This window comes from Janthinobacterium pasteuri, assembly GCF_051380775.1.
Taxonomy (GTDB): Bacteria; Pseudomonadota; Gammaproteobacteria; order Burkholderiales; family Burkholderiaceae_D; genus Janthinobacterium.
Map to the genome: position 1 here is coordinate 21760 of NZ_JBNYXS010000021.1, position 19572 is coordinate 41331.

Sequence of the window (19572 nt, forward strand, 5' to 3'; positions counted from 1 at the left end):
GGCCACGCCGCGCAGCTGCTCGCTACGGTTTTGTCAGGCGCCGTGACGCTGGTGGATTGGATAGATAAAGGCTGGCTTTGCGTCGGCCTTTATCTATTGCGGCGCACGTTTATCTGCGCACAGTCGACGCCTTGGCTCTTGCCTGCGCCGTTGGCCTGACGGCCCGTTGACGCACCTCAAAGAATGGCGTCTTGCCTGGCCGTACGGCGATGGCGGACCAGTCGTTGTCGATGCTGACGTGGCCCAGGTTGCCTTTCCAGCTGATTTTCGGCCCGCGTGTCCTGGCTGCGGCTTTTTTACTCTTGCCATCCTTGCCGTCCGCGTCGCCTTCGCGCTGCGTATCGACCAATAAGACCTTGCCGCTGAATTTCTTTGCCAGGATACGGATCTGCTTGCGCGGTCCGGCAAAGCCATCCTGTTTCGAACTAAAGCTGGGTAGCAGCGAATTGTCGTCTTCGTCCAGTACGCCCACATCCCCATCGGAAAACAGCACGATGCCGTCGAGCTGCTTGCGCTGTGCCATGGCGAACAGGCGCTGCAGCCAGGAGCGGTTGGCGACCAGGCGGTCTTCGAATTCGCTGTTGCGTCCCGCTTCTGGCAGGAAATGGTTGTTATTCGCGGGCAGGTTGATGGTGGCGAACAGCACGCCGCCGTATTCCCAGTGGGCATTTTCCGCATAGCTGCGGAACTTCGCCGTCGATGACAGCCTCGACAGGGTCAGCTTGCGCTGGCCCAGGCTCTGGTCGTCGGCGAAATACACGTCGCGCAGGCGGTTCAGGCGCTCGATGGCGTTGACCCTGCCGCGCGAATTGCGGCAGTTGGCCCAGTCGCTGGCCGACAGCGAGACGATCAGTGGCGGCCCGCTGGCGTCCAGCAAATCCTTGCGCTGGCTGTACAGCTTGTCGCTGCAGGACTCGCTGGCGGCCTTGATGCCGGTGGCCACCACGAACGATGCATTGAAGGCGCTCGTTTCCGCGATGGCTTTTTTCAGGGGGCCATTGTCCGGCCCCGCGTTGAAGGAATGGCCCAGCACGGCAAACTCGAAGCCGGCCTGCTCGCCCGGGGCGGCCAGCGCCGCTTGCCATGGCAGGCTGGCGGCCAGCAGGCCGGCGGCCAGCAAGCGTAGGGCGCTGCGCCGGAGGGTCATGCGGCGGCCAGCCGTTTCAACTGATACAGCTGTTCCAGCGCGTCGCGCGGCGTGAGCGCATCGGGATCGAGGTCGGCGATGGCGTCGAGCAAGGCTTGCTGCGCCGCGTTCAGCGCGGCCAGTGGCGCTGCTTCTTCTTCCTCTTGCGCATACGGATCGGCTGCCGGCGCGGCAAACAGGTCGCGCTGCGGCGTGGCGTCCAGTGCCTGTGCTTCCAGGCGCGCCAGATGCTTGCGCGCGGCCTTGATCACCGGCTGCGGCACGCCGGCCAGTTGCGCCACCTGCAAGCCATAGCTTTGCGAGGCGGGACCGGCTTGCACGGCGTGCAGGAAGACGATGCTGTCCTTGTGCTCGACGGCCGACAAATGCACGTTGGCGGCGCTCGGATGGCTGTCCGGCAGTTGCGTCAGCTCAAAGTAATGCGTGGCGAACAAGGTGAAGCTGCGGCTGGTATCGATCAAATGGCGCGCGATGGCCCAGGCCAGGGCCAGGCCGTCGAAGGTCGAGGTGCCGCGGCCCACTTCATCCATCAGCACCAGCGAGTGCTCGGTGGCGCCGTTCAAAATGGCGGCCGATTCCGTCATTTCCACCATGAAAGTCGAGCGTCCGCCCGCCAGGTCGTCGGTGGCGCCGATGCGCGTGAAGATGCGGTCGATGGGGCCGATGGTGGCGGATGCGGCCGGCACGTAACTGCCCACGTAGGCCAGCAGGGTGATCAATGCCACCTGGCGCATGAAGGTCGATTTACCGCCCATGTTCGGGCCGGTAATCAGCAGCAGCCTACGTTCGTTGACGAGGCGGCAATCGTTGGCGATGAAGCGCTCGATCTGCTTTTCCACCACCGGGTGGCGGCCTTCGATGATGTTGATGCACGGCTCGTCGACCAGTTGCGGCGCGGCCCAGTTGTGCTGCTGCGCATGTTCCGTCAGTGCATTCAGGGTGTCGAGCTGGGCCAGGCCCTGCGAAATGGTCTGCAAGGTGCCGATATGCGGCGCCAGTTCGGCCAGCAGCAGGTCGTACAGCAGTTTTTCGCGCACCAGGGCCTTGTCTTGCGCCGACAGGGCCTTATCTTCGAACACCTTGAGTTCGGGCGTGATGTAGCGCTCGGCGTTTTTCAGGGTCTGGCGGCGGCGGTAGTCGTCCGGCACCTTGTCCGTCTGGCCGTGCGTGACTTCAATATAGAAGCCGTGCACCTTGTTGTATTCGACGCGCAGATTGGCGATGCCCGTGCGGGCGCGTTCGCGCGTTTCCAGGTCGAGCAGGAACTGGCCCGCGTTTTCCGACAGCGCGCGCAGTTCGTCGAGTTCGGCGTCAAAACCCGTGGCAAACACGCCGCCGTCGCGCACCATGGCAGCCGGTTCCTGCGCCACGGCGCGCACCAGCAAGTCCAGGCAGGCGGTTGGCGTGGCAAGGGCAGTATGGATGGCGGCCAGCAAGCCGCTTTCGCCACCCTGGCCAGGGCCATAACAACGCACCACGTCGCCGCGCAGGGCCGGCAGTTGCAATAAACCGTCGCGCAGGGCGGCCAGGTCGCGCGGACGCGCCGACAGCAACGCGATGCGCGTGGTGATGCGTTCGATATCGGGCACTTGCGCCAGCGTGGCGGCCAGTGGCCCCGCCGCTTCGCTTTGCGCCAGCGCGGCGATGGCTTCATGGCGCGCGCGCGCCACGTTCTGGTCGCGCCGCGCATGGTGCAGCCAGTGGCGCAGCATGCGCGAACCCATGGCGGTGCGGCAATGATCCAGCAGGGAGAACAGCGTAGGCGACTCCTGGCCGCGGATGGTTTCCGTCAGCTCCAGGTTGCGCCGCGTGGCCGCGTCCAGGCCGATGAATTCGCTTTCCGTTTCTGTCGTCAGGGAGCGCACGTGCTGCAAGCCGCGTCCCTGCGTCGATTGCGCATAGCGCAGCAGCGCGCCGGCCGCGCCGAACGCGGCGCCGAGGCCGTCTGCGCCAAAGCCCGTCAGGGTCGCCACACCCAATTGGTCGAGCAGCGCCTTGTGGCCGCCGACCACGTCAAAATGCCAGTCCGGCACGCGGTTGATGTGCGTGCCCGCATAGTCGTCAAACAGGTTGCCATTGTCGCCGCTCAAGATTTCAGCTGGTACGATACGCTCCAGTTCCTGTTGCAGGCGCGCCGCCACGGTGTTGCTGTCGCCGGAAAACTCCATCAGTTTCAACGCCCCGCTGGCCAGCGAGAGCCAGGCCAGGCCCGTGGTCACCGTCTTGCGCTGCGTGATGCTGCACATGGCCAGTAGCGGGCGCTCGGCCTTTTCAGGCAGCAAGTCCGCATCCGTCAGGGTGCCAGGCGTGACCACGCGCATGACCTTGCGTTCCACCGGCCCCTTGCTGGTGGCCGGATCGCCGATCTGTTCGCAAATGGCCACCGACTCGCCCAGCTTGACCAGCTTGGCCAGATAGCCATCGAGCGAATGAAACGGCACGCCGCACATCTTGATGGGATTGCCACTGGCCACGCCGCGCGCCGTCAGGGTAATGCCCAGCAGGCGCGAGGCTTTTTCCGCGTCCTCGAAAAACAGCTCGTAGAAATCGCCCATGCGGTAGAAGACCAACATCGTCGGATGGTTTTCCTTAATGCCTAAATATTGCTGCATCATCGGAGTCAGCTTTTCAGCCGAATTTTTCTTTGCCGCGGCGGCGTTGATTTCTTTTGGGACGGTGGTCATGTGTTCTTTGTCGTTGGTCCGGCGGCAGGGAAGGCATGCCTGCCGGGCTGTGGGTGGTGCTGTGTGCGTGCCAGGCCGCGCCCTTGGGCGAGGCCTGGGTTCAAGGCCGTCATTTTACCGCTTTCGGCAGGCGGGGCGGCGTATTGCGTGCGGATGGGGAAATGCCGCGTTGACCGGAAGTACGCTGCTTCCTATCTAGAGTGCTGGTGTTGGCGCAAGCGATAGGGCAGTGGGTGAGGGCTTGGAGCAATATCTGCCATGGATGCAGCCGCTCATGATCAACAAAGGGACTGTGGCGCGGGCATTGTGCAGGGACGGTAGAGTACCTTCCATTGCCTGTATCAGAAAGCATGCAGCGGCAATGGAAGGGGGAAGTGCGCTACGGATTTGCGCACCAATGTTCTTACATGCCAGAAGAGCCGCCTACCGAGCTTTCCGGCATAAGCCCACCCGATACTTCTTCAATTTCACTGCCATTTAATTCTTGCATAGCTGTCACCTCACAGTTAGGACTTGCAAAATTGCAAACCGAATCTATCGTAAAACATTTATTGCAACATGCCAAGACTTATGCGGCTTCCTGCGTTTCCTGCATCACATCCTGCACGATATTTCCCTGCTGCAGTACCACCACCCTTTGCGCCATGGCGATGGTTTCCGGGCGGTGCGCAACGATCACGCGCGTGAGCGGGATTTTCCGTATCGCCGCGTTGACGGCTTGCTCGTTGCGCGTGTCCAGATGGCTGGTCGCTTCGTCGAGCACCAGAAGTTTCGGGTTTTTATAAAGGGCTCGCGCCAGCAGGATGCGCTGCTTCTGTCCACCGGACAGGCCGCTGCCGATGTCGCCCACCAGGGTATTGAAAGCCATCGGCATGGCGGCGATTTCCCCATGCACGGCCGCCAGATGCGCGCAGGCTTGCACTTGCTGATAATTGGGGGAGGGGGCAAAGAAGCTGATGTTGTCGGCGATGGAGCCTGCAAACAGCGTATCTTCCTGCATGACCGTGCCCAGCAATTGCCGGTAGTTCGTCAAGCCCAGGCTGCCCAGCTTGATGCCGCCGATGAGGATTTCGCCTTCCGTCGGTTCCAGCAAGCCCAGCAGCAATTTCATGAGAGTCGTCTTGCCACAGCCGGACGGGCCGGTGACGGCGATGCATTGACCGGCAGGAATGCTCAGATTGAGGCCATTGAGCACATTTGGTTCGCTGGCGGCATAACGGAAGGTGAGGTTGCGGATCTCGATCGATGGCGAAATATCGTCCATGTCGACCTCGACGTCGCTACCGTCTTCCTCCGCGTCGGTCAGGACGATGTCGGCCACGCGCTCGCCATGCAGGCGCAGCATGCGCAGCTCGAACAATTTGTCGACCAGGCTGGCCATGCGCTGGCTGAACTGGTCCTTGTAGCTGATGAACGCGAACAGCATGCCCACCGAAAAGCGGTTGTCCAGCACGGCCAGCGCCGCCATCCAGATGACGATCACCCGTTCCGCGCTGAACAGCAAAGTATTGGCCGTCTGGTAGGACACGGATAACTTGGCGATGCGCAGGTCGGCATTGAACTGGTCTGCCAGCGCATTCATCCAGCTGGCGCGGCGCTCTTCATTGCGGCCGAACAGGCGGATACTCTGGATGCCGCGCACGGATTCCAGGAAATGCGTCTGCTGTTTTGCCGCGTGGATGATCTGTTCGGCCGTCGCCTCGCGCATGGCATTGAACAAGGCCCAGCGCAGCAAGACATACAACAGCACGGCGATACAGGCCACGCCCGCCAATAGTGGGCTGTAGAACAGCATCATGCCCAGGGTGGCCAGCACCAGCACGCCATCGATGGCGCCTTCGACGAATTGCGTCGTCAGGCTGCGCTGCATGGTCTGGATGGAATTGAAGCGCGAGACGATGTCGCCTGTGTGACGCTTCTCGAAATACGGCAACGGTAGTTTCAATAAGTGAGCGAAGGCGTTGCCCAGCCATTGCAAATTCAGATTGGTGGCCAGCACCGTGGTGATCCAGGAACGTACGGCGCCGATGGCCGTCTGCACCAGCACCAGCAACAAGAAGCCGCAGCCGAGCACGGTGATCAGGTCGCGGTCGGCGGCCAGCAGCGCCTCGTCGACCAGCCACTGCATGTAGAACGGCGCCACCAGCGCGCACACCTGCAAGGCCAGGCCCAGCACCAGCAATTGCAGCAAGCCGCGTTTCAAGCCCACCACGCGCCCCATCAGCGACAGCAGGGAAAACTGCTGCTTTTCCTCGGCCTTCTTGAACTCGGCGGTCGGCGTCAGCTCCAGCGCCACGCCCGTAAAGTGTTTCGCCACTTCCGCCAGCGGCAGGCGGCGCTCGCCCGCGGCCGGGTCGTGAATCACGGCATGGTTGCCGGAGACGGACTTGAGCACGACAAAATGGTTCAAGTCCCAATGCAGAATGGCGGGCAGCTTCAGCTCGGGCAAATGCTGCATGTCGAGTTTCAAGGGCCGCGTATGCAGGGCCAGGCCCTGTGCCATCGCCATCAGGCCTTTCAGGGTTACACCCTTCAGAGAAACCGAGAAGCGCCGGCGCATGCTGGAAATATCGGTCTGGTGGCCCCAGTAGCTGGCCACCATCGACAGACAGGCCAGGCCGCATTCGGCCGCTTCCGTTTGCAGCAGGACGGGCAGGCGCTGGCTGCGCCAGAAGGACAGGTGGGCAAGATCAGGAAGGTGCATGAGTATTGTGGAAAATCAACATGGGGGCTTACAAGCTGGGCTTACAGGCGCCCGGAAATGCTGAACAGCGGTTCGAGCACCCATTCATACAGGCGCCGCTGTTCCAGCAGCACGCTGGCGTCGACCAGCATGCCCGACTTCAGGGGCAGGGTTTCGCCATACGCCTGCACGCTCTGGCGCTGCAAGGTCAAACGGATACGGTACAGGGGTTCGCCATTCGTGCCGCTGACGGCGCCCGGCACCGCCAGCTCTTCCGGCCGCAGTGAGGTGCTGGCCACTTCGCGCACCAGCGCCGGATACTGGCCGAATTTCTGGTACGGATAGGCCTGGTAGCGCAACAGCACCCTCATGCCCGGCTTGATGAAGCCGACCGAGCGCGACGGCGCATAGATTTCCGCCTCCAGTTGGGCGCCTTGGGGCAGCACGGAGGCAAGCACGCTGTTGGCGGCCACGGTTTGCCCCAGTTCGGTGGTGATGGCCGTGACCATGCCATCCTGCGCGGCGCGCACGAGGATTTCGCGGCGCGCCTCGTTCTCCGTCAGGTCTTGCTCGATGGCGGACACATTGCGCTGTAATCCTTCCGTGTCGCGCTGCGCCTGCACCTGCAAGTCGCGCACGTCGGCTTGCGTGGTGGCCAGGTCGCGCTGGCTAGCCGACTTGATGCGCTGCAATTCTGCCAGACGCTGGTGCTGGTCCAGCAGTTCGGCTTGCTTATCCTGCAGCTGTGCCGACGAGATGTAATGGGTGGCGTGCAGTTCGCTGTAGCGCTGGTAGGATTGTTCCGCCAGAGTAATGCGGCGCTGCTGCAGCGCGATCTGGCCATCCATACGGGATATCTCCGCAGCCAGGTCGCCGGCGCGGCGCTGGCCCGCCGCCATGCGCTGGCGCGATTGCAGGCGCGACTGCTGCAATTCCGCGTCATAGCTGTCGCGCCGGCTTTTCAGCAGGTTCGAGACGACCTGCTGGGGTGCGCCCGCATTGGTGCTGCTGCGTTCGCCCGACAGCACAAACAGCACCTCGCCCGCCCGTACCGCCTGCCCCTCCTTGACGCGCACCCCGGCGATGACGCCCGCCTGGCCCGGCATGACGCGGATCACGCCGCTGGTCGGCAACAGCACGCCTTGCGATTGCGCCTTGCGCGTGGTGCTGAAGAAGATGAAGAAAGCGACGATGGCCAGCGCGATGGCCAGGAACAGCCAGGTCAGGAAGAGATGGCTGACGGGCCGCGCCAGCAGCACCGTGCCGTATTGTTTATTGCCCAGATGCTCGATGGCTTGCTGGCGAAACAGGGGCTGGACGGGCGGGGCGGGGTTGGTGGCGGCAGTCGGATCGCTGGATTGGTCACGCAAGATGATGGACTTTTCAGGTGATGAAGGGGGAAGCTAAGGAAGGGGGCGTATTCGCAGGCTGGCTGTTTGTCCGTGAACTGATCAGTGGAGCCGCATCAACGCATCCTGTTGCGGCTCTGGATTGTCGGCGCGGAACACTGTTGATGTTTTGTGTCTTACCAGTCAGTATTGCCGCCAACGGAGCTTTCAGGCAACAGCCCACCTGCAACTTCGTCGATTTCGTTCGTGCTTAATTCTTGCATGGTCTATTCCTTAATAAGATAACAAAATTTACGTTTTTGAAGCAAAAACATCGTAAAGCAATTGTTAAAAAAAGCATAGATTTATTGTGGCAGGCATAGGTGCAAGAGAGGCCTTCCAAGCGCTGGTGCCGTAGATCGCCATGACTGCCAGATAAAAACAAGAGCCACGCCGGTGAATGCCGGGGCGGCTCTGGATGGGGGCGTAGCTTGCAGCAGCAAGGTGCTGCCTTGCTGGTATTAATTTACCAGCTGGTGTCTCCGCCGACCGAGGGCGGTTTTCTTGCGATGCCAAGGTGAGGCAGAAAGATCTCAGTCTTTCTTTATCCCTACCTTTAAGATGTAGTCTGGCTCGCTGGTTTAGTTCCAGTCGGAGCTGCCACCCACCGAGGCTTCAGGCATATTGCCACCGGATACTACCTCGATTTCTTCAAAGTTCAATTCTTGCATGTTATTCACCTTAATGTTGAAAGTTAATTCCTGAAGCTCAGGAGCATGGTGTACGCCGCTGACAACGTCGCTATGCATTGCAGGATTAGCCTAGGCCGATCGACCCACCTACCGAGGCTTCTGGCATGTTTCCGCCGGATACTACTTCGATTTCTTCAAAGTTTAATTCTTGCATCTCTGTTACTCCACTCTTAAACATGGACTGGGGTTATCCCCAGTCAGACGATCCGCCGACCGAACTTTCCGGATCGAAGGAAAAAACGCGCAATTCAGGCTGTACGCCTTCGCCGCGCATGATGCGTACGGTGATGACGAAAGAAAGCTCCCAGCGACCCGTTGCATAGCCAACGTCGAGACTGTGCTTCCATTCCTGGCGAATGCGGCGTAGTGGCGGCAAGGCAGTGTTCTCTGCATCGCCCAGCAATACTTCGGCTTCGAAGTCCAGTGGGAAATTATAGGTGGCGCCTACGGCTTGCAGGAATGGGGACGGTGGTGCATATACAGTAGGAACATTCGGTCCTATTTGTGTAAGTTGTGGCACGGTAATGATGCAGCAGTCGACGATCTGGAACGACGTGAAACCACTCTCCTTGGAACCACAACAAGTGAGGTCGAGGTACACATGCTGGCCTTGCTGGAAGTGCACGCCGCCCATGTAGGGACCATGACGCGGATCGGCGGTGCCATCGCATGAAGTGAAGCTATAGTCGAGCTGGTTGGTGATCTGGTCTGCGTCAAAATGTACGGATAACTTCATCCAGGGGCTGACAGGCGTCATGTTTTAGGCTCTCTTTTTAAGTTGATAACAAATTGCTGGTAGCGAGCATCTCGCCTGAGGTTCAATAGATCGGGAGCAGTCTCGATCAGATTGAGAGGGTAGCCAAGCCTGGCAGCTTCCAGCAGCGCCGTCATGGCTGCGTCATGGTTGCCGATCAGCTCATGGGTTAGCGCAGCGCGGAACTGAACATCGGGCAAACGAGGGGCATTGGTAACGGCTTTTTCGACACTGTTCAATGCCTCCTTTTTTGCGCCCACGTAGGCTGAATACAAGGCCATACGCGAATTGAATGTGACGTCGTCAGGAATGCGCGCCAGCAGCGGGGTGAGTAGTTCGATGGCGCGCCGGTAGGACCGTTGCGATGCTTCAGCTTGTGCGGGGATCCAACGTTGTGCATCGGCAAGATTGGCCCATAACTGATAGGTATTCGGACTCCCCTTGCTTGAAGATACGGCGTTTTCGAATGCTTGTACGGCACCCACATAATCAGCCTTGGCAAACAATGACGTTCCAAGATTGCTATAAAGCTCCCAGTTCGGCTGGAGTTGCAAGCCTTGCTGCAATACACGCAAGGCTTCATCATTGCGGTTTTGGCGCAAGAGAACGGCGTTCAAGTAGGCATAGGCATTAGCTGATTGCGAATCGAGCGCTATGCTTTTGCGAAAAGCTCGTTCTGCATCAGTATAATTTGCCTGCTTATATAGCATCATTCCTTGTAATATTGGGAATAATCGCTCCTTGGGATATAGGGACACCGCGTTGTCAATTAATGGATTAACTTGATCAAATTTTTGCGCACGTATTAGTAACCGGGCTTTGCCGTATAGACCTAGCAAGTTGTGGGGATCTAGATTCAATGCATATGCATATGCTCTCAGCGCTTCTTCCTGCTTGCCTTGGAATTCGAGTACCCAGGCCTGCGCCACATGAGCCAGCGCCAATTGATTGTCCAATGCAAGCGCTTGTTGTGCCCCAGCATCCGCGCGCTGCAGCCAAGTCTCGTCGCGGCCATTGCCGATGTAACGTAGGCTATACGCCAGCGACAGGCCAGCCGAAGCGGCAGCGCTGGCTGGATTGTGTTTGAGCACCGTGTTGAAGTGCGCAATGGCCTGTTCTTGACTGGTATCTCGATCAAACACCCGCAACGCTTCCATCCCCGCCGCCATGCTGGCCATTTCCGAATACGGCGCAGGTGCTTTCTCGCCCGTGACGAACGATTTGACGGCAGGAATGATATTGGGCAGCTGCCATCCCGCCAGTACCGCCAGTACCGCCAGGCCCGCGCCCCACTGCAGGGTGCGCTTGCGGGGCAGAGGCAGGCGGATGGAGACGCTGGCGGGCGGATCTTCCTTCGCGGGCGTCTCGTCGGCAAGGGGGGCAGCCACGGTGACAGCTTCGCCGCGCTGCGCTCCTATCGCCTCGCGCACGTCGCGCATGGTGCGTGGCCGCTCGGCCGGGTCGTGCGCCGTCATCGCGCGCACCAGGGCGTTGATGGTGGGCGGCACGGAGTCCGGCAGGTCGGGCCACGGCTCCGTCGCCTGCATGTGGGCGGCGGCCAGCGCCAGGCCGTGCAGGTGGGCGAGGTGGCGCTGGCCAGCCAGCATTTCGTACAGCATGGCGCCCAGCGCGTAGACGTCGCCGCGCGTGTCGGGCAGGCGGCCCATCAGGCGCTCGGGCGCCATGTAGGCGATCGTGCCCTGCAAGTCGCACAGGGTGGTCGTTTGCGTCGCTTGCGGGTCGATGTGGCGCGCCAGGCCGAAGTCGAGGATGCGCACCTTGCCGTCCGCCTCAAGCATCAGGTTCGACGGTTTCAAGTCGCCGTGCACGAGGTCCATGGCATGCGCCTCGTCCATGGCGTCGGCGATCTGGTAGGCGATGTCGAGCGCGGCTTGCAGGTCGGCCTTGCCACTGTGCATGAATTGCCCCAGCGTCTGGCCTTCGACCAGTTCCATGACGATGGACTGGCCCGTGCCCTGTCCCTCGATGGCGAAGATGCGCACGAAGGCCGCATGCTTGAGCGAGGCGGCCAGGCGCGCTTCATTGATGAGTTTTTCGGGATGCAGCACGTCGGCTTGCGGTTTCAAGCGCTTGAGCGCCACGCTACGGCACAGCTTGGCATCCCAGGCTTCGAATACATGGCCGAAACCGCCTTCGCCCAGCAAGCGGCGCACTTCGTAGTGCCCGCTGATAGTGTCGTCTTGCGACGGGGTCTGACGCAGGGGGTCGAGCAGTTCCATATACCTTGGCTTCAGAGTGCATCAGCGTGGGCATCCAGCATCGGGAGGCTCAATGCGATGGCTGCATGCTCAAGATGATTGATTTTGAGTAACTTCCTGATTTAAAACTATTGTTTAGAATAAGTCAATTAATATTGGCAAGGAGTGAACAAAAGTTGCAGGCAGATGCCTTTGGCGTGTCTGCTGCAGGCATGCACGGCTACGCCACGCAAGCATCGATAGCCGCACCCAGCTTGTCGACGATTTCATCGACATGGCTGGCGTTGATGATGTAGGGCGGCGCCAGCAGGATGTGGTCGCCGTGCTGGCCGTCGATGGTGCCGCCCATGGGGTAGCACATCAGTCCGTTTTGCATGGCTTGCACCTTGATGCGCGCGTGCAGGCGGCGGGCCGGGTCGAACGGCTGCTTGCTGGCGCGCTCCTGCACCAGTTCCAGCCCCAGGAACAGGCCGCGGCCACGGATGTCGCCCACGTGCGGATGGCTGTCGAAACGCGCATGCAGCTGCTCCTGCATCAAGTCGCCCATGGCGCGCACGTTGGCCAGCAAATCGCGTTCCTCGATTTGCCGCTGCACGGCCAGGGCGGCGGCGCAGGCGGTGGCGTGGCCGATATAGGTGTGGCCGTGCTGGAAGAAGCCCGTGCCGGCGCGGAGGGTGTCGCGGATGTCTTTGGATACCATGACGGCGCCGATGGGCTGGTAGCCGGCGCCCAGGCCCTTGGCGATGCAGATCAGGTCGGCGGTGATGGCTTCCTGCTCGCAGGCGAACAGGCTGCCCGTGCGGCCCATGCCGCACATGACTTCGTCGAGGATCAAGAGGATGCCGTGGCGCTGGCAGATCTCGCGCATGCGCTTGAAGTAGCCTGCGACGGCGGGCAGGGCGCCGGCCGTGGCGCCGACGACGGGTTCGGCGATGAAGGCCATGACCTTGTCCGCGCCCAGTGCGGCAATATTGTCTTCCAGCTCCTGGCCCAGGCGCGCCACGTAGTCACTGTCCGTTTCATAGGCCGGCTGGTCGCGGTAAGCATAGCAGGGAGACACATGGGTGACGCCTATCAGCAGTGGCTCGAACTGCTGGCGGCGCCAGGCGTTGCCGCCCGTGGCCAGCGCGCCCAGGGTGTTGCCGTGGTAGCTCTGGCGGCGCGCGATGACATGGCGGCGCTGCGGCTGGCCCCGCTCGACGAAATACTGGCGCGCCAGCTTGAGTGCGCTTTCCACCGCTTCCGAGCCACCCGAGACGAAATACACGCTGTCGATACCGTTTGGTGCCCTGGCGACGAGGAAATCGGCCAGCTGCTCCATCGGCTCGGTGGTGAAAAACGAGCTGTGCGCGTACGCCAGCGTGGCAATCTGCTGCTGCACGGCGGCGATCACGGCCGCATCCGCATGGCCCAGGCACGAGACTGCCGCGCCGCCGCAGGCGTCCAGGTAGCGCTTGCCCTGCGCATCGATCAGGTAAGGGCCGTCGCCACCGGCGGCGACGGGATAGCTGGTATTCAGGCTGCGGTGGAAGACGTGGCTCATGGCATCGCTTTCTTGTCGGCATGGGGATGGCCGATTATAGGCTGCGTTGTACTTGATTGCAACGTTTGATGTATTTGTATTTAATTTACACCATTCGATGTTTTCGCGTAGGCGCCCAGCGCCCGCAACTGCTTTTCTGCCGCGCCGATGGCTTGCACGGCATCCGGCCCCGCGCGCGCCACCAGCAATTCCACCAGGCTTTCCACGGCCGCGATGCCGGCCACGATGGAAGGGAAGAACGAGGGGCTGTCGACGGCGATGACGATGCTGGCGTCGGCCTGCAGGGCCAGCGGCGACATGGCGCTGTCGCTGATGGCGACCACCTGGCAACCAGCCTGGCGCGCCGCCTGCGCCACCAGCAGCGCTTCGCTGGAATACGGCGCGAAGCTGACGACGACGACGGCTTCGCCCGCCTGCAGGGCGCGCAAGTCCATTTCCAGGGTGCCGCCCTGGCCGCTCAGCAGCTGCACGCTGGGGCGCAGCAGCCGGTACAGGTAGTGCAAGGTGTAGGCGATGGGGTGGGCGGCGCGAAAGCCCGCCACGTGCACGCGGGGCGCCGCCTGCAGCAGATTGGCGGCCCCATCCAGGGCGGCGTGGTTGGCGCTTTCCGTGGCGGCCAGGTTACGCTGCTGCACCGCGAATACTTCGGTGACAAGGTCGCGCTCTTTCCCCTCTTTGCCGGCCAGCGTACCGGCTTTTGCCGCGTAGCCGCTTGGCCCCGCGCGCAGGCGTTCGACGAAGATGGCTTTCAGCTCCGGCCAGCCGGCAAAGCCCAGTTGTTGCGCCAGGCGCACCAGGGCGGCCGATTGCACCTGCGCGCGCGCGGCAATGCTGCGCATCGATGAGACGGCCACCTCGTCCGGATGATCGGCCAGGTAGCGTGCGCCGGCCTGGAATTGCGGGCTCAGTTCCGCATGGCGCGCCTTGATCAGGGCCATCAGTGCCGCGTAGGGGTCGTGGGGTGTCGCTGCCTGCATCGTCGTGCCTCAGATTAATAGCTTGCGGCGATGGTACAGGATTCGTCTGCGCGCCGGTAGCTGCTAGCCTTGCGCCAGGGCGGCCGTGCGCGGACGCAGGCGGGCAAACAGGTGCGGCCCGGCCGGTTTGCGGCGCGGACCCGTCGTCAGCACGCGCAAGGCGGTGGGCAGCGGCACGTCGTGGCAATGCAGGAACAGGGCGGCGGCGCCCGTGCCGGCCATTTCCTGCAAGGCCAGCGCATGTTCGACCAGCGCCGCCGTGCGCATGTCGAGCCGCACCGGGATGTCGGGCTGAAATAACTGTGCATCGACCTGCTGTGCATCGCGCATGCTGTCCCCGCCGGGTTCGCTAGTCAGGCTGCCAGCATAAAAGTGCGCCGGTGGCGCCACTTTGCGCCAGATCACTCCACTGTCGGATAGATTTCACAAGGCAATAAAAAGGGCGGCACGCAGGCCGCCCTCGTGCGCAGTGATGCGCTGCTTATGCTTCGGCGACGCGCTTGGCGATGTGCGCCAGCGCTTCTTCCACCTGGTCGATCAGGATCAGGCACAGATCGCCTTCACCCAGGCGCGCCAGGGCCTTGTCGATGGCGACGAATTCGCCGTTGATTTCATCGATATGGCTGGTGCGCTTGGCGCCGTTCAAGCCCTGGCGCAGCAAGGCAACCACTTCGCCGTCGGCGCGGCCGCGCTGGCACTGGTCCTGGTACAGCAGCACGTCGTCGAAGGCGGCGCCGAGGATTTCCGTCTGCTGGCGGATGTCTTCGTCGCGGCGGTCGCCGGCGCCGCTGATGACGACAAGGCGGCGCTTGGCCGGCATGCTTTCCACCGCCTGCACCAGCGCCAGGATGGCGTCCGGATTGTGGCCGTAGTCGGCGATCAGGGTGGCGCCTTTGTAATCGAACACATTGAAGCGGCCCGGCGCATTGTCGGCTTCATTGGCAAAGGTTTTCAGGCCCAGCGCGATGGTTTTCCAGTCCAGGCCCACGGCCCAGGCGGCGGCCAGAGAAGCCATCACGTTGTCGACCTGGAAGCCGATGGCGCCGTTGCGCGTGATCGGCACTTGCGACAGGGCGATTTCATGGCGTTCCTTGCCCTGGGCGGCGACCAGTTTGCCGTCTTCCACGTACACCACGCGGTTGCCCTGTGCGCGGTGCGTGGCCATCACGGGGTGCGTCTTGTCGGCGGCGAAGAAGGTCACCGTGCCATTGCAATTCTTGGCCATGCGCGCGACGGCAGGGTCTGTGGCGTTCAGGACGGCCACGCCGCTGTCGGCCACGTTCTGCACGATCACGCGTTTCAGTACCGCCAGGTCTTCCACGGTGGTGATGTAGTTCAGTCCCAGGTGGTCGCCCGCGCCGATATTCGTCACCACGGCGACCTGGCAGCGATCGAAGGCCAGGCCTTCGCGCAGCATGCCGCCACGCGCCGTCTCGAACACGGCCGCGTCCACGTCAGGGTGCAGCAGCACGTTGCGCGCGCTGCGCGGACCGCTGCAGTCGCCGCTGTCGATCTGGCGTCCTTCGATGTACACGCCATCGGTGTTGGTCATGCCCGTGCGCAGGCCGGAGGTGGTGAGCAGGTGGGCGATCAGGCGCACGGTGGTGGTCTTGCCGTTGGTGCCCGTGACGGCAACGACTGGGATGCGGCCATCGTCGCCCTCGGCGAACATGGCGGCGATGATGGCTTCACCCACGGGGCGCGGCTTGCCGAACGACGGCGCCAGGTGCATGCGCAGGCCCGGTGCTGCGTTGACTTCGACGATACCGGCGTTCTGCTCTTCCAGCGGTTTCAGAATGCTTTCGGAGACGATGTCCACGCCGCAGATGTCCAGGCCCACCATGTGCGCGGCCGCGACGGCGCGCGCCGCCACTTCCGGGTGCACGTCGACGGTAACGTCGGTGGCCGAGCCGCCCGTCGACAGGTTGGCGTTGTTGCGCAAAATCACGCGCTGGCCCACGGGCGGCACGGATTCAGCCACATAGCCCTGCTTGGCCAGGCTTGCCAGGGCGATGTCGTCGAAGCGGATTTTCGTCAGCGAGGTGGCGTGGCCGCTGCCGCGGCGCGGGTCCAGGTTGACCTGGTCGACCAGTTCGCGCACCGTGTGCTGGCCGTCGCCCACGACTTGCGGCGGGTCGCGGCGGGCCGCTGCCACCATCTTGTTGCCGATGACGAGCAAACGGAAATCGTGGCCCGGCAGATAGCGCTCGACGAGGATGTCGTCGCGGAATTCCTGCGCCGCAATGAAGCCGGCCGTCAGTTGTTCGCGCGTGGTGACATTGACGGTCACGCCCTTGCCCTGATTGCCATCCTTCGGCTTGACGACGACCGGCAAGCCGATCTCGCAGGCGGCGGCCCAGGCGTCGTCCGCGTCGATGGCGACACGGCCTTGCGGCACGGGCACGCCGGCCGAGTCCAGCAGCTTCTTGGTCAGTTCCTTGTCTTGCGCGATGGCTTCGGCGATCGCGCTGGTGCCATCCATTTCGGCGGCCTGGATCTTGCGCTGCTTGCTGCCCCAGCCGAACGTCACGAGGCTGCCTTCGGTCAGGCGGCGGAACGGGATGTTGCGGGCCACGGCGGCGTTGACGATGGCGCCGGTGGAGGGGCCCAGGCGCACGTCTTCATCGAGTTCCTGTAACTGGTGCAGGGCGCCGGCCAGGTCGAACGGTGCATCGTCGAGCGCTGCGCGGCACAGCTGTTGCGCCAGTTCCAGTGCCAGGCGGCCGACGGCTTCTTCCGAGTATTCGACGACGACCTGGAAGATGCCCGTTTCCAGGGTCGGCGTGGTGCGGCTGAAGGTGACGGGGCAGCCGGCTTGCGCCTGCAGTCCCAGCGCCGCCAGTTCGAGCACCTGCGCCATCGGCGCGGCGTTGTAGTTGCCCAGCGGTTGCAGCGGGCTCAGTTGCGGAAAGCGCGCGCGCAGGCGGGCTTCGAAGCCGGGCAGCTGGGCGATGTCGAGTTCCTGCGTGGTGCAGGAAACAATGGCTTCCACGGCGGTGTCGTGGCTCCAGAGGTTAGGGCCCCGCAAGGCCCGTACGCGAGATACTTCCATAATTAAACCGTAATCCTGTTGTGTTCTTGTGGGCCCGGCCGTCCTGGCCGGGCTTGAGTGCTGCTTTGCCTGTACCTTGGTTGCCGATTAGTTGCCGATGCAGCCCGGGGCCGCATCGAACGTGCGTAAACCTGCGCAGATCAGGTCGACGGGCAGGTTCAGGGCCCAGGCGGCGGCCGCGACGGCCAGCACGCTATCGACATTGCCGGCCGTGGCCGGCTTCAGCAAGTCTAGGCTCAGCAAGACCGTTTCGCTGCCGCCTTCGGCCAGCACGATGTGGTTGTCGCGCACGAACACGGCACGCTGGCCGGCGGCCAGTTGCGCCGCGATGGCGGCCAGGCTGCCATCCTGCGCATACAGGGTCACGCTGCCGTCGCACAGTTCGGCCAGCTCCAGCACGTGCGCGTTGGCGGCGTTCAGCACGGCCACGCCCGTTGGCACGACCACGTCGACCTGGCTGCGCACTGCCTTGTAAAGGCCTGCTTCGTCCAGCACGTCGAAATCCTTGACGCTATCGAGGCTGCCCATGTCGGTGACGATGCCGATCTGGCATTTGTCGTAGGCCAGGCCTTCGGCCAGGATCATGCGCGGATTGCTCTCGAACAGGGCTGTCTGCACGGTGCGGTTGAGCAGCAGGCGCTGGCCCGCGTCCCAGTTCACGCAATCGTTGCTGACGACGCGGCGCTGGTCCAGGTACATGCCTTCGCTGCAGACGGCGCCCGTGTGCAGGCCCGACAGGTTGAGCAGTTTGCACAGCATGCGCACGATCAGGCTGGCGCCGCGCGTGCCCGTCACGCCGATCAGCGGAATGCGGCCCGTCTCCTCGGGCGCGAACAGGTGATCGACGATGGCCGCGCCCACAGGGCGGGGCTGACCCACGCCCGGCTTGATGTGCGCCAGCAAGCCAGGGCTGGCATTGACTTCGATGATGGCACCGCGCTGCTCTTCCAGCGGACGCGTGATGTCGGTGGTGACCAGGTCGATGCCGGCGATATCCAGGCCCACGACTCTGGCAGCCAGCAGGGCTGCATGCACGACGGAGGGGTGCACGTCGTCCGTGACGTCGATGGCCACGTTGCCGTTCGGCTGGATCAGCACTTTCTGGCCCGCCTGCGGCACGGACAGGGCGGTCATACCCTGGCGTTGCAGTTCCAGCACGATTTCGCCCGATTCATGCGGCTTGACGGTGCCCAGCGGGAAGTCTTCGCCTTCGCCGCGCCGCGGATCGATATTGATCTGCGTGTTGACCAGTTCCAGTACGCTGGAGACGCCGTCGCCATCGACCCACAAGGATTCACCCTTGGCGGCCGCAATCAGCTTGTTGCCGACCACCAGCAAACGGTGCTCGTCGCCCGTGATGAAGCTTTCCACCAGCACGGCCGAGCTGTCGCCCTTGCGCGCGGCCAGTTCGTAGGCCGCTTTCACGTCGGCTTCTGTCATCAGGTTGAGCGACACGCCGCGGCCATGGTTGCCGTCATACGGTTTCACGACGACGGGCACGCCGATGTCTTGCGCTTCTTCCCAGGCCGCTTCGGCGCTGCGCACCAGGCTGCCTTCTGGCACGCGCACGCCGCACGATTTGAGCAGGAATTTGGTCAGGTCCTTGTCGCTGGCGATGCCTTCGGCGATCGCGCTGGTGCGGTCCGTTTCGGCCGTCCAGATGCGGCGCTGCGCGGCGCCGTGGCCCAGTTGCACCAGGTTGCCGTCATTCAGGCGCAGCGAAGGGATGCGGCGCTCGGTGGCGGCATCGACGATGCTGGCCGTGCTCGGCCCCAGGCAGCGCGAGTCAACCATGTCGCGCAGGGGGGCCAATGCCGCTTCCAGATCGTACGCTTCATCGTTGATGGCAGCCATCAGCAGTTCGCGCGCGGCGGCCAGGGCGGCGCGGCCCACGTGCTCTTCGCGCGTGCGGAAGGCCATCTTGTAGACGCCGCGCTGGCTGGTCGAGCGCGTCTGGCCGAAGCCCGTGCGCATGCCTGCCAGGTTTTGCAGTTCCAGCACCACGTGCTCGAGGATGTGGGCCGACCACGTGCCTTCGCGCAGGCGCTCGAAAAAGCCGCCCCGTTCGCCCACGCCGCAGCGGTGCTCGATCATGCCGGGCAGCCACGCCACCAGGCGCTCGTACAGGCCGGGCAGGGTATTGGATGGGTAATCTTCCAGTTCGCCGATGTCGACCCAGGCTTCAATCACCGGGCGATACGTCCAGATGTTTGGGCCGCGCAAGTGGGTGACGCGGGAAAATTCGATGTTCTTCTTCTTGATCATGTAAGTGGTTTCTTGATAACAAGCCAGGCGTCTGGGCGCCAGATACTTTATGTTGGCTCTACAGAGTCTTTTCAGGCTCGTGCTTGGTTCTTTATCCCGGGTACGCGCAGTGTGCCACTTTTAGCGGTCTTTTGTCGCGTTTGCTTCTCGTATTCTGCTGGTGTTGTC

12 protein-coding genes are annotated in these 19572 nt (G+C 62.7%); all 12 read right to left on the reverse strand.

Annotated features, from left to right (window positions below):
• Positions 1-109 precede the first annotated feature (109 nt).
• The 12 genes from ACQ4WN_RS19640 to ACQ4WN_RS19695 all read right to left on the reverse strand — a co-directional run bounded on the left by ACQ4WN_RS19640 (position 110) and on the right by ACQ4WN_RS19695 (position 19404).
• A complete protein-coding gene (locus tag ACQ4WN_RS19640; RefSeq protein WP_436553028.1) occupies positions 110-1147 on the reverse strand; it encodes a hypothetical protein in 1038 nt (345 codons plus the stop codon).
• Complete coding sequence (gene mutS, locus ACQ4WN_RS19645) at positions 1144-3831, reverse strand: DNA mismatch repair protein MutS (protein WP_436553029.1); 2688 nt, start codon at positions 3829-3831, stop codon at positions 1144-1146. The genes ACQ4WN_RS19640 and mutS overlap by 4 nt, the downstream gene beginning before the upstream one ends.
• Before the next feature lie 568 nt (positions 3832-4399).
• Positions 4400-6535, reverse strand: a complete 2136-nt coding sequence (locus tag ACQ4WN_RS19650) for a peptidase domain-containing ABC transporter (protein ID WP_436553030.1) — start codon at positions 6533-6535, stop codon at positions 4400-4402.
• 41 nt (positions 6536-6576) lie between these two features.
• Positions 6577-7884 (reverse strand): HlyD family secretion protein, encoded by a 1308-nt coding sequence (locus ACQ4WN_RS19655; protein ID WP_436553031.1) that lies wholly within the window; start codon positions 7882-7884, stop codon positions 6577-6579.
• 599 nt (positions 7885-8483) lie between these two features.
• Positions 8484-8651 carry a hypothetical protein gene (locus ACQ4WN_RS19660; RefSeq protein ID WP_436553032.1) on the reverse strand — a complete coding sequence of 56 codons (168 nt, stop codon included), beginning with the start codon at positions 8649-8651 and terminating at the stop codon, positions 8484-8486.
• A gap of 130 nt (positions 8652-8781) precedes the next feature.
• Positions 8782-9351 carry a hypothetical protein gene (locus tag ACQ4WN_RS19665; protein WP_436553033.1) on the reverse strand — a complete coding sequence of 190 codons (570 nt, stop codon included), beginning with the start codon at positions 9349-9351 and terminating at the stop codon, positions 8782-8784.
• Positions 9348-11588 (reverse strand): serine/threonine protein kinase, encoded by a 2241-nt coding sequence (locus ACQ4WN_RS19670; protein WP_436553034.1) that lies wholly within the window; start codon positions 11586-11588, stop codon positions 9348-9350. The genes ACQ4WN_RS19665 and ACQ4WN_RS19670 overlap by 4 nt, the downstream gene beginning before the upstream one ends.
• 199 nt (positions 11589-11787) lie before the next feature.
• Positions 11788-13110, reverse strand: a complete 1323-nt coding sequence (locus tag ACQ4WN_RS19675) for an aspartate aminotransferase family protein (protein WP_436553035.1) — start codon at positions 13108-13110, stop codon at positions 11788-11790.
• Positions 13111-13190: 80 nt separating this feature from the next.
• Positions 13191-14087, reverse strand: coding sequence for a MurR/RpiR family transcriptional regulator (locus ACQ4WN_RS19680; protein ID WP_436553036.1), 897 nt, complete (start codon positions 14085-14087; stop codon positions 13191-13193).
• Between the two features lie 63 nt (positions 14088-14150).
• The gene (locus ACQ4WN_RS19685; protein WP_436553037.1) at positions 14151-14417 is read right to left on the reverse strand and encodes a hypothetical protein; all 267 of its coding nucleotides are present in this window, start codon (positions 14415-14417) and stop codon (positions 14151-14153) included.
• A 151-nt stretch (positions 14418-14568) separates the two neighbouring features.
• Complete coding sequence (cphA, locus tag ACQ4WN_RS19690; RefSeq protein ID WP_436553038.1) at positions 14569-17139, reverse strand: cyanophycin synthetase; 2571 nt, start codon at positions 17137-17139, stop codon at positions 14569-14571.
• Positions 17140-17226: 87 nt separating this feature from the next.
• Positions 17227-19404, reverse strand: a complete 2178-nt coding sequence (locus tag ACQ4WN_RS19695; protein ID WP_436553039.1) for a cyanophycin synthetase — start codon at positions 19402-19404, stop codon at positions 17227-17229.
• Positions 19405-19572: the final 168 nt, after the last annotated feature.

Excerpts from the sequence above, each read along its gene's own strand:
- ACQ4WN_RS19640 (WP_436553028.1), bottom strand. The coding sequence starts at position 1,147 with ATGACCCTCCGGCGCAGCGCCCTACGCTTGCTGGCCGCCGGCCTGCTG.
- ACQ4WN_RS19675 (WP_436553035.1), bottom strand. The coding sequence starts at position 13,110 with ATGAGCCACGTCTTCCACCGCAGCCTGAATACCAGCTATCCCGTCGCC.
- ACQ4WN_RS19680 (WP_436553036.1), bottom strand. The coding sequence starts at position 14,087 with ATGCAGGCAGCGACACCCCACGACCCCTACGCGGCACTGATGGCCCTG.
- cphA (WP_436553038.1), bottom strand. The coding sequence starts at position 17,139 with ATGGAAGTATCTCGCGTACGGGCCTTGCGGGGCCCTAACCTCTGGAGC.
- ACQ4WN_RS19665 (WP_436553033.1), bottom strand. The coding sequence starts at position 9,351 with ATGACGCCTGTCAGCCCCTGGATGAAGTTATCCGTACATTTTGACGCA.
- ACQ4WN_RS19695 (WP_436553039.1), bottom strand. The coding sequence starts at position 19,404 with ATGATCAAGAAGAAGAACATCGAATTTTCCCGCGTCACCCACTTGCGC.
- ACQ4WN_RS19660 (WP_436553032.1), bottom strand. The coding sequence starts at position 8,651 with ATGCATAGCGACGTTGTCAGCGGCGTACACCATGCTCCTGAGCTTCAG.
- mutS (WP_436553029.1), bottom strand. The coding sequence starts at position 3,831 with ATGACCACCGTCCCAAAAGAAATCAACGCCGCCGCGGCAAAGAAAAAT.
- ACQ4WN_RS19670 (WP_436553034.1), bottom strand. The coding sequence starts at position 11,588 with ATGGAACTGCTCGACCCCCTGCGTCAGACCCCGTCGCAAGACGACACT.
- ACQ4WN_RS19685 (WP_436553037.1), bottom strand. The coding sequence starts at position 14,417 with ATGCGCGATGCACAGCAGGTCGATGCACAGTTATTTCAGCCCGACATC.
- ACQ4WN_RS19650 (WP_436553030.1), bottom strand. The coding sequence starts at position 6,535 with ATGCACCTTCCTGATCTTGCCCACCTGTCCTTCTGGCGCAGCCAGCGC.